Raw genomic sequence first — 11,149 nt, 5'->3', positions numbered from 1 at the left:
GTTCTGTCAAGGGCAAATGCCGTGTAGCTATGTTCGGTGCGGATAAGCGCTGAAGGCATCTAAGCGCGAAGCCCATTCCAAGATTAGGCATCCCCTCTGACTTCGGTCAGAGATAAGGCATCTCGGAGACTACGAGGTTGATAGGCCCCAGGTGTAAGGCCAGCGATGGTTTTAGCCGAGGGGTACTAATATGCCGAATGGCTTGACCGCCCTACTTATAACTTTATATCCTTTAATAAAATCAGCTTATAGCCTTAAGAGCTATAGGCTGATAGCAATAATATATAAAATATTCCTGGTGGTTATAGAACCGGGGCTACACCCGTTCCCATTCCGAATACGGAAGTTAAGTCCGGTATCGCCGATGGTACTGCCCTGGAGACGGGGTGGGAGAGTAGGACGCTGCCAGGTTTTTTTTATTCTTACTATAAAAAACTTTGATAAAGATTGAAAATGTGGTGGTTAATATGTTAAAACAAAACTTGAATAACCAACTCTTTCGCAGCAGCAGCCGAAAATTTCAAATACTCGATATCTAAAAACCTCTCTTGATTCCCTGAAGACGGTTGAAAAGATGTCTATGTAAGAATATATCAATTTGCGATTTGTTAAAAGAATGGAACTGGATATTAATAAATTTTCGTCAACCAGTTTGTTCCTATAGAATATAAGTTACAAAGAGTCTGAAGAGGGTTAATTAAGCCGTCTAATTTACGAATTTTCGCCATCTGTAAGTGGGCAAATTTTCTCTGTTAAGCGTTTGTTTTTTGTTAACTTTTATTTGTGGTTTGGAATTTTATTAAAAGGTTCAGATGTGATTATACTACAATGATATCAAATACCAGGTTGTTTCTAAAAACATGGGGCTTATTGTTTTTAAATTATTTTTAAATTTGATTTTTTTCTTAATATGTGTTACATTTGGCTTAAGGAGGGAAGATGGCAAAAAGGGTATTTGTAGTTTTTTCTTTGTTGGTTCTGCTGTCAGTATCTGCATTCGCGTCTACTGTCTTTATTATCGATTCTACATATAATGGTCATGGTTATGAGGTTCGTAATATAATCCAGGAGCGGGCACCCGATGCTGATGTTATATTTAAAAATTGGACGTATTCAGAAAATGGTAATAAAAAATATTTCAATAGCCGTTATTTTTCTAATGCTGATTTAATCTCAGCCATTGAGGATGTTATTGATAAGGTGGAGAGTGATAGTAAGCTGCGCAATGAAGGGGTTGTTTTAAATTTGAGCCTGGGTTCTTCTCATTATTCTCAATCCTTAGCTAATGCGATCAAAGATGCTCAAGATGCAGGCATAGTAGTTGTTGCGGCTGCTGGTAATGACGGCCCATACTCTACAAATTATCCTGCGGCATTACCCGGGGTAATATCGGTTGGAGCGCTTGAGTACGACTACCGTAGCAAGAGATATATAGCGGCTGAATATTCCGGACTTGGAAAAGTCTGGGCGCCGGCAAAGTATGCAGGTACATCGTTCTCATCTCCGCATGTTGCAGGTGATATTGCTAATCTTATGGATAAGAATGATATTGGGGCTTATGAAGCTTCAAGGATAATTTTAAATAATGATAGGAATAATAATAAAGTCGTTGGTCTACCGAATATTACTGTGAGTAAGCCATTCAGCCGGACTCCAAAACAGATTGTTTCTGATAGCGAAATTGTTTATAGATTGTTTGCGTTTCTTCTGGTGAGAAGCATTTTTATGGATAGGTTTAATCCTAATTTTGTTAAATCTATATTTGTGCCTTTTTCAAGAAAAGGTGAAGCAGAGATTAACCCAAGCAGGCCTATTATTATCCCAAGAAGCGGTTCAGAGAGAAGGTTTTCTCCTTATATATATAATGGAAGGGGAGTAAGCGGAAGATTTTTTTGATGATTCTGTTTTTCAAGTCGACAATCTTAAACCCGGGTCTATACTTAGACGAGCAGCAGAGAGAGGTTTAAGTTGTACTGTTTTAATAGAAGATGGAATTATGATAAATAGAGCTGTTATCTTTGGGATCTCGATAATTCTCTCACCTGTAGTTATTATACTCCCCATATCAGGTGAATCTAAAGTTGATGTTGACTGGCAGAACTGTAGTTTAGGTCTATGAAGAGTAATATCTATGTTTGCAACTAAAGTTACAGTAAAAAAGGGTTTTAAGACGGCAAGAGATATTTTTTAGCTCTAAGATGTTACTATCAAAGAGGATAAAATGTAAGTTTTTTAATATTTCAGGCATGGATTTTGATTGTAAATAGACAAGGTGAAGCAATGAGAGAGATAATATTTCAGATGATGTTAAAAATGTATTTAAAAGCAACAAAAGTTTCAAGATGTAACTTTTGGTTAAAAAGTTATAAAAAATTTTTAGTAAGTTTGACAGTCAGACATTTATGTGTTATAAATACTGTTGATGGAGAGAAGAGATATGAAAATTAAAATTTTGTTAAGTTTGATTCTATTATTTGGATTGAGTATCTCTGGATACTGTGCTGATCCTACCGGTCAACCTCGTACAGGTGTTATGCCTGAAACTAGAATAGATGGTAGAGAACAAGATAAAATGATTAATAATCTAGGAGAGAGTATTCCGGTTATTCCTTTTGAGATTGTGATTAGGGGGATTAATTGGCCTGATGGTGAAACAACTATAATAGAAGCTGTTGAATATACATATAATGAAAAAGGGGACGAGGTTGTAGGTGTTAGACCTTTAGATTTGGAAGAATTAAATTTAAATCAAGATGAAGGCGAATAGGTTTTACGAAAAAATGGATAAGAATGGATATAAATATTTGGTAATAATTGCGAATGTTATAGTAGTGTTATTTTTATTTAATAGTGTTATATCCTTTGCAGAAGAGTCTGAAGAGAGTAACGATAGAGAAGGGCGGCTTCCGGTGAGCAGCGGTAATGATGATCAAAAGATGCAGCCTATTTTAGAGGGTGATTCGGGAGAACAATCAGAAGATAGTGAACAGGAAGATGAAGGTGAAGAAGGGTTTGTTACGACGATAAAGTCGAATATTCGCTATGATAGCAAAGGCCGGGAGATCAGTTGGGATGAGGAAAGATATGATTCTACTACACCGGATAAGATTGTATATGCTCATATAGAGGTTGAGTACGATGAGAAGATTTTTGATAGAGTAGTCCGTTATTATGAAGAGGGGCATGCAGTAGGTCTTCCGGATGAGGGTGCATCAGAGGGGTTAGACAACCATTATACTTTAGAGAGAATCTATAACAGTTTTAATGATAATAATCAAGTTACCGGCTATACGGAGATTTACGATGGTGAGGACGAACATAGGGAGTCTTGTATAACCAATATAATATATGATGAGAATGGTAATAAGAGCAGCTATCATGAAGAAGGCAGCAATAAGGATGGAACATACTCTTTTGATAGAACCAATATCCGCTATAATAAGCTGAATCAAATAATTGAATATAATGAGAGCGGAATTGATACCGAGGATAATCAATATACCTCTCATACATACGGTATAACTTACAATTCTTACGGGCAGAGAACTGGATATATTTCAGATAGTACGAGTTCAGGAAGTGATACCGATACCAGTGAAGACGGCTCACAAACAACCGTGACTACATCTACGAGCAGCTCCCACAGCGTTGTTACCAATATGAAGTACAACACTTTAGGGCAGATGATAAGCTATGAAGGCAGTTCTACATTTAATAGTACAGGACACTCTACTACTACTTATGCAGGATATCCCGGTAGAAAGACTGTATCAGACTATAGTTCTAGCGGTAGTTCTCAGACTGATTGGAAAGCTACTTATGACGGGTATGGAGTTCAGACGGAATGCGGCACCAAGAGTAATCAAAGCCATACTACAGGTACTTCGGTTACAACTGATGAGGCCAATCCTGACCTGGTAATTACTACGGAGTTTGAAAGAGATTCTGTCGATGGTCAGACGGTATATTCTTATGAGACTATCCATAATTCAGCTGCTCCGGATTTAACTACAATCGTTGAAAAAACTAACATAAGTTATAATCAGCCGTCTGTGTGGGATTGGGAAGAGGATGAATGGGATTCAGGTTTAAGCACGACTTATACTGAAGTTACTCATAGATATGGAAGTTATACTGATGAAGAGGGGGTAGTACATCAGATAGATACGACTACAACAACGAATAGATCAAGTACTACTTACAACGAGTTAGAGCAGGTTACAGGTTATACCGAAGAGATTACTACCATAGACCACCTTGCTTCAGATCAGTCTAAGACTGTGATGTTAGAAATGTCTGATATGGTATATGATGATAACGGCCGTGTGCTTAGCTATACTCAGACAACTACTACAGAAGGAGTTACTACTACAATAACTCGTTTAAACACACAGTATAATTCTTGGGGTCAAGTAATAGAATATGATGAAGATAGAGTTAGTTCCGTAGCCCCGGGTATTGTTACTCATATTCATAAGGAAGAGATAAAATACAACAGTTTCGGTCAGCTTATTCAGTCGTTAGAGATATATAGAGATTCTTCATCAGATGCAATAACTATTGCTCTAACATTGGGGATTATATATGACGGTTTAGGTGAAGCAATAAATACTTCTATCGTTAGCAATCTAAGAGGTGATCTCTCTTATCAAGAGGCCTTAGAATACGGAAGAAATGTCTATAAGGCTTTGAATGATGAGGGATTAAGGGCTGCGGTTGAATCTTATTACGGTTCCTTTAATATATATGATGACATGACTGTTCTTATTGATGGGGCAAGATATGTTGCAGATATTATGGCAGAAAATGATGGTATGAGCTTTGAGGATGCATTAGAAATTGCAATTGAACAAATAGACGAGTGGCATAATGAAACTTAAAAAGAAATTTAATTCAATAGGTCTTCTTCTAATGCTAATAGGTTTTGCAGCATTTTTGCAAAAACCAGCAGCAGCTCAAGAATCAGGAGAATATTTTAAATCAGGCAGATTGCATTATATAAATAGAGATATTGCTAAGGCAAAAAACTGCTTTGAGGAAGCTTTAAAACTTAATCCTGAATATGCCAAAGCCTGGCGTGAATTAGGGATATGCTATATGGAAGAAGGCAATTTTGAGAAAGCGATAAATTCGCTTAATCAATCTTTAAAATTAAACCCTGACTCTCCAAAAGCCAATTATGCTATAGCTGTGGCTTATCTTAAGAAGGAAGAACCAAGTATAGAATTGGCAAAGAAGGGTTATAACAAAGCCGTGAAGCTGGGATACAATATTCCAAAGTGGTTTCTTACTTTTCTTCAGCGCTGCGAAAAGGAGATGGAAGTATATGAATAGTTTTAAAAAGGTATGGTTATGTTTGACAAAAATAGATTTATGTGGTATAATTAAAGTGAAGAAAAATGATAAAACAAATTAATGCAGTTAACAAGGGAGGTAGAAAGATGAAGAGAATATTAAGAAGTACATGCGGAGTTGTTTTAGGTTTATTTATTCTTTCAATATCTGCTTTTGAGGTTTCGGGCGACTGGAATCTTCCTCCTGAAGTTGACAATCTACCTGTAGTTTGGCAGGATCCGCCGTCAAATGTTACACCACCAGGAGATAGTGCCCCAATAAACGCATGGAATTTTACTGCAGAAACGAGTGGGAAAATAAGCATGATCGTTGATGGTGTGGAGATATATGGTAAGGCCGGTGATAAAATTGTTTGGACATTGGAGTTGGTTAACGGTGAAGAGCAGTGGGTACAAAGGGTATTCCATTTTGAATCATTCATTGAATCAACCACTGATGGAAATTATACTCGGACAACATCAACAATTACAGATGAGAATGGTGAAGATAGCTTAAAAGTAACAGAAGCATGGACTATAAATGGAGAGACATATAGGCAGTTAACAACCGTTGTGGCTGCAGATGGTACTATTACGCTGAATTTGAGTACTGATTTTGAATACGGTGACCCTAATCCGGAAGATAATATTGATGACCGTGAACTATTGGGGTACAATTCGTTGTATATTGAGGTGGTAAATCGTGAAAGTATAGATTGGTCAAACTTGGACTTGCTAATAGCTGCTATAGAAACCAACAGTGAGGTTTTAAACGAAACAGGAAAAACTCTTGAAGATGTAGCAAACTTATATGGTGGTAATATAAATGTTAATCAGGCTAGAGCGGAAACAAATAGAGCCTATAATAATCAGGGTCAATTAGTGCGTTCTATAACAATAGTAACAGATCATACGGGTACCAGTATTACGACTACGGTTTTTGTGGTAGATACTGAATGGTTCGAGAATGGTATTGACAATTATTCAACCACTCTTAGCGGTACTTTTGTAGGAGGTCAATAATGGAAAAAATTAAAGAAAAACACACAGGATTGATTTTAATAGCAAGTTTATTTCTCTTGCTACCGATTTTCTTTAGCAATATAGCGGATGGCTACTATTATGGCGGTAGTTATTATTCTGGCGACCCCTACGAATATATTCCGCAAACAGTACCAGCACCACTACCAGAGGAAGAAGCTCCAGAAGCAGCGCCAGCAGAGACGGCACCACCAACCTTTGTCGATGTAGCAGAAGATGATCCTATAATGAGTGCTGTTAAAGCTGCAGCTCTGCGAAATGGTATAGACCCAGATAATGTCCAAGTAGCACATTTTAGCGACCTTAATGCTGCAAAACAGTATAGTGATGATTTGAAAGCCTTAATTTCTCAGATTTCAGAGTTCCCTGATAGTGGAATAAAACCGGAAAGTGTCCCTGATTTCACTGAAGAAGATATTGTTCTTACAAATGAGATTAAGGAGCCGCATGCTGCTACTGATACTAATCCTGCTTATACTGTTACTACTGAGACTTTTACTGTTTTGCGAGACATCAATAATGATGGTAGCTTAGAACCGGTTTATATGCGAAAAAAAGAAACAACAACGGTGGAACCAACGGAAGCTGGGCAAGAACCAACTGTGTCTAAACTATTAGAGGAGTATTCGCTATTTAACGAAGATTCTTATAATGGAACTTCAGGGACAAGAGAGGGTCAATTTTTTGATATAACACAAGATGCTGGTGGTCTGGTTATTTTCACTTCAGAAATTCGAAGAGATGTTATTGTTGAGAAAAATGGAGAGGAAATATGGGGTTTAGAGTCTATGATAGGAGTACGATGGTTTGATACGGAAAGAAATAATATTACGGCAGCTGAAGTGAAAGATTCCACTGGCACCGTTGCTTCCGTAGATATGTTTTATGATCCTGTAACTGGGGACCAAATTAGTTATCATCTTTATGATGCAGATGGAAATTTACTAAATCCTGCTGCTGCTAATCCTGCTAATCCTGCCGCCCAGCGTAATCCTCGAGATCCTGGAACTTCTCCAGATCCTGGAACTCCTCCCAATAATACTTCTCTAATAGCGAATCAAGTTAAAAAACAATTGCAGGAATTTTCAGTACTTGCGAGAATTAATACAGTTAAGGATTGGGCTGAAGAAGCGGTGGAAGAATACAGAGCTATAGATGAGGCATATCTTGCAGACAATAGATTGGGAATTCTGAAAAATCAGGGAAGTAAGTTGTCAAGTTACGGGTTAAGCGAAGACCATATCAATGGTTACAGGTTAGCGCTTGATAATGGAGGAGAAGCCGTAGCCCGAGCATATCTTGCTTCTTTAGGCTTGTTGACTGATGAGCAGTTAAGCGGTGTGTTTAATATAACCATAGCTGATGGTCAGAGTTATTTTTTAAGTCTATACAGTGAAGAGATTGCAAACATAGCGGAAATGCCGCTAGAGGATTTTTTGACAAATATAATGGAATTTTCAGAATGGACAGTTAAGTATATCATGCATGCTGATTTAGGAATGACAAATGAGGTAATGGCTGTGATTATCCCGGCTGCTAATGAGATGGAATTTGATAAAGCATTGGAATCTATAGCAGGAGATAATCTTGAAGAGCTTCAGGAGCAAGCAATTCTAATGATAAAAGAAGCTGTTTTAAATGGTTTGATCACTCCTCCATTATCAATAGATGATGTAGATGATGTAATAGATGATGTAATAGAAGTATTAGATCTTATTCTTCAAGACTTGGGAGCGAATTAAAGTTTTGATTTAGAAGTAAAGATTATGTTTTTAGTCATTTTTTTGAACATTTGAAATAAAAGTTTTTCTATTATTAAATCTCTGCAGGTTTTAATATCATAATGATTTTGTTTTGATACTCTGTTTAATCTCAGAAACTTAAAACCCTTTCATTTAAACCCTTTCATCTTGACTTTTATGGTTACAATAATTATAATTTAGAAAATTTAACGGAAAGGATGTGATAATTAGTGGCAAAGGTAGAAGTTAGATCAAACGAGAGCCTGGATCAGGCATTGCGCCGTTTTAAAAGAAAGGTTGAGCAGGAAGGCCTGATGAAGGTTCTGCGCGCCATTAGGCATTATGAGAAGCCTAGTGAAATCAAGCGCAGAAAGATGATGAAGAAAAAACGCAGGAGTAAATAGACTCCTTTCCCTATACTTTAAGTGTTTACCGGAATTTACAGAAAACATATAAGGTTTTTATCTCTTCTGTTTTTTCTTTCTGCTATCCCGTTATTTAAAGATAACTTAAATCACTTTAAGGAGTGGGTTATGAAGAATATGGATGGTTTTTATAGCGGTGTTAACTTGAAAGAATATGATAACGGTCTCAAGTTCATCTATAAGCATTTTCCCTCTGATATAGCTGCGGTATCGATATGTTTTGCTACCGGGAGCTCTGATGAGGCTGAGTTTTTAGGCTCAGGTTTAGCCCATCTTACAGAACATCTTGTCTTTGAAGGCAGGAAGGATTTAGAGGATAAGATGAGAGAGTATGGGGCGTCATCCAATGCCTATACTACATTTGATCATACGCTATATTATTTCGAAGTACCTAAGGAAAACCTAAACAAGACTCTTGAGATCTTTATCCCTGCTATGTTTAGCCCTGAGTTAACTGAGGAGGTTTTCTCCAGAGAGAGAGAGGTTGTTTTAAAAGAGGCCAAGTTTAGAGATGATAATCCCTCATCCCGAATATCTAAGATTGCTTTTAAGAAATCCTACAGGGACCATCCCTATGGTTATCCGATAATCGGTGAGACCCAGCTTATAGAAAAAGTTACTCTGGACGATTTGATAGAGTTTCACAGTAAGAACTATGTTCCCAACAATGCTGTCATATCTATTACAGGTGATTTAGACTATAAAGAGGTTGATAAGCGCTTAAAGGGTTTAATCTCTAAACTTAAACCCGGCTGTATTAGGAAAGAGTCTTTTCCTGATGAAGAGAGAAGTCATCCTTTAGAATATACAGAGCATTACCCGGGTAAGGTCAGTTATATATTTATATCCTTTCCCGGTGTATCTATGTTTCATTCGGATTTAGAGAGCTTGGATTTCTTATCTGAATATCTAAGCTGGGGTAAAGATGCCCCTCTCTATAAGCGTTTTATAGAGAGAGGAATATGTTATTCGATAGATACAGTCAGCTATACGCCTTACTCCCAAGGTCTATTCGGATTCTTTGTGGTTCTTGAAGATAAAAATATTGGAGATTTTAAGAGAGAGTTTAAAAAGTTTCTCTCTGAGATAGAGAGAGGCGGTTTTAATGATGAGAGGATCCGGCGTCTTAAAAAGAGAGTCTCGTTTGAGTTCTTAAAAGAGCAGGAGAGACCTATTGATATTGCGCAGAGTTTATCAAGGAGTGAGAGCTTAGCATCGGATTATAAGTACAACCTAAAATACCTAAATAGGTTTTTATCTATAGATAAGGAAGGTCTGAGTAGAGTAGCTGATAGATACTTAAACTTAGAGAGAGCAGTTGAGGTAAAACTTATCCCTGAAGTAGAAAAAGAGCAGCAGGAGAGGCTTAAGTTTAAGAAAAGGAGTTTTGAGAAGATAGATTACGATAACGGGCTTAGAGTTATTCTCTCTGACTCCGATGTTTCACCTCTTACTGCAATTACAGTTATTTTTGAAGGCGGATTAAGGGCTGAGGATAAAGATATAAACGGTATCTCTAAAATTCTGCCCAACCTGCTTATAACATCTGAGATAGAGCAGAGATTCCTTGACCTGGGGGCTGTCGTTAAGCCGGTATCCGGAAATAACAGCATTGGATTCTCGATTCAGACACCGGAGATGGAGATATCCGAAGTATTAAGTCTAACGGCAAACCTCCTGAAGAACCCCGAATTTAAGAAAGACGATTTAGAGGTTATTAAGAATATTCAAATTGGGAAGATAAAAGACTCTGAGATAGATCTTTTCTATCAGGCATCCAAGATTATGCGTGAGGCTATATTTAAAGAGCAGTCTTACAGGATGATGCCGGATGGAACAGTAGAGTCAGTAGGGTCACTAGAGATGGAAGATATATACAACTTCAAAGATAGGGTATTTACTCCTGCTAACTGTGTGATATCGGTTGCAGGTGATATAGGCAAGGATAGCGTTAAAAAGGTTTTAAGGAAAGAGCTTGGGGAATGGAGAGGGATTGAGCCGGAGTTCTCAAAAACAAGAGATCTCTACCCAGGTGAGCAGAAGAGAGTAGATAAGTTTATACCTCAAAGAGAGGTATTGGTTGAGATCGGTTTTATGGTTCCGGAGATATCCTCGGATGATAGATATGTTATGGATTTGATACAGATGATGGTTACAGGCCAGGGCTCACTCTTCTTTAACAGGATCAGAAGAGAGCTGGGCGGTGCTTATGCTTTAGGCGGGATGTTGTTCTTAGGCCCTGATCCTGGGATTATGAGTTTCTATGTTGCAACAACACCGGATAAAGAAGAGCAGGTTTTAGAGAAGATGCTTTTGATATTAAGTGAGATCAGGAGCGGAGATATAGCCGTTAAGGAGATAGCAGATGCTAAGGAGATGTTAAGGAGCCGTTATTTAAGAGATATAATAACCAACTCTTCAATCTCTTTTCGGACAGCCGTGTATGAGGTTTTAGGAATCGGCTATCGTGAGATAGATCAATATTTAGAGAAGATAGCTGCGGTTAGCAAAGAAGATATTGTTAAGTTCTTAGAGGTTTATATCGACCCTCTGAAAGCGGCTATTATCAGGGTAGGCAGGATTGAAAAAGAGTAGAAAAAAGAGTTAA

General features: G+C 37.7%; 9 protein-coding genes and 2 rRNA genes. All 11 read left to right on the top strand.

Going from position 1 to position 11,149, the window contains the following annotated elements:
• Positions 1–210, top strand: a 23S ribosomal RNA gene (locus P9L98_04300); the annotation flags it as partial.
• Positions 211–294: 84 nt separating this feature from the next.
• Positions 295–411, top strand: a 5S ribosomal RNA gene (gene rrf, locus P9L98_04295).
• 528 nt (positions 412–939) lie between these two features.
• Positions 940–1,896, top strand: a complete 957-nt coding sequence (locus tag P9L98_04290; GenBank protein ID MDP8216518.1) for a S8 family serine peptidase — start codon at positions 940–942, stop codon at positions 1,894–1,896.
• Positions 1,897–1,996: 100 nt separating this feature from the next.
• Entirely contained in the window at positions 1,997–2,119 is a 123-nt protein-coding gene (locus P9L98_04285; protein ID MDP8216517.1) for a hypothetical protein, read from the top strand.
• A gap of 303 nt (positions 2,120–2,422) precedes the next feature.
• A complete protein-coding gene (locus P9L98_04280) occupies positions 2,423–2,767 on the top strand; it encodes a hypothetical protein (protein ID MDP8216516.1) in 345 nt (114 codons plus the stop codon).
• A complete protein-coding gene (locus P9L98_04275) occupies positions 2,754–4,880 on the top strand; it encodes a hypothetical protein (protein MDP8216515.1) in 2,127 nt (708 codons plus the stop codon). The genes P9L98_04280 and P9L98_04275 overlap by 14 nt, the downstream gene beginning before the upstream one ends.
• Positions 4,870–5,334, top strand: coding sequence for a tetratricopeptide repeat protein (locus tag P9L98_04270; GenBank protein MDP8216514.1), 465 nt, complete (start codon positions 4,870–4,872; stop codon positions 5,332–5,334). Before P9L98_04275 ends, P9L98_04270 begins: the two co-directional genes overlap by 11 nt.
• A gap of 107 nt (positions 5,335–5,441) precedes the next feature.
• Positions 5,442–6,356 carry a hypothetical protein gene (locus P9L98_04265; GenBank protein ID MDP8216513.1) on the top strand — a complete coding sequence of 305 codons (915 nt, stop codon included), beginning with the start codon at positions 5,442–5,444 and terminating at the stop codon, positions 6,354–6,356.
• Positions 6,356–8,116 (top strand): hypothetical protein, encoded by a 1,761-nt coding sequence (locus P9L98_04260; protein MDP8216512.1) that lies wholly within the window; start codon positions 6,356–6,358, stop codon positions 8,114–8,116. Before P9L98_04265 ends, P9L98_04260 begins: the two co-directional genes overlap by 1 nt.
• Before the next feature lie 230 nt (positions 8,117–8,346).
• Positions 8,347–8,520 carry a 30S ribosomal protein S21 gene (gene rpsU, locus P9L98_04255; protein ID MDP8216511.1) on the top strand — a complete coding sequence of 58 codons (174 nt, stop codon included), beginning with the start codon at positions 8,347–8,349 and terminating at the stop codon, positions 8,518–8,520.
• Positions 8,521–8,649: 129 nt separating this feature from the next.
• Entirely contained in the window at positions 8,650–11,136 is a 2,487-nt protein-coding gene (locus P9L98_04250) for a pitrilysin family protein (GenBank protein ID MDP8216510.1), read from the top strand.
• Positions 11,137–11,149: the final 13 nt, after the last annotated feature.

The organism is Candidatus Kaelpia imicola, assembly GCA_030765505.1.
In the GTDB taxonomy this organism is placed as follows: Bacteria; Omnitrophota; Gorgyraeia; order Kaelpiales; family Kaelpiaceae; genus Kaelpia; species Kaelpia imicola.
The sequence above is the reverse complement of the archived record's forward strand: the minus strand, read 5'-3'. Positions and strand labels throughout refer to the sequence as shown.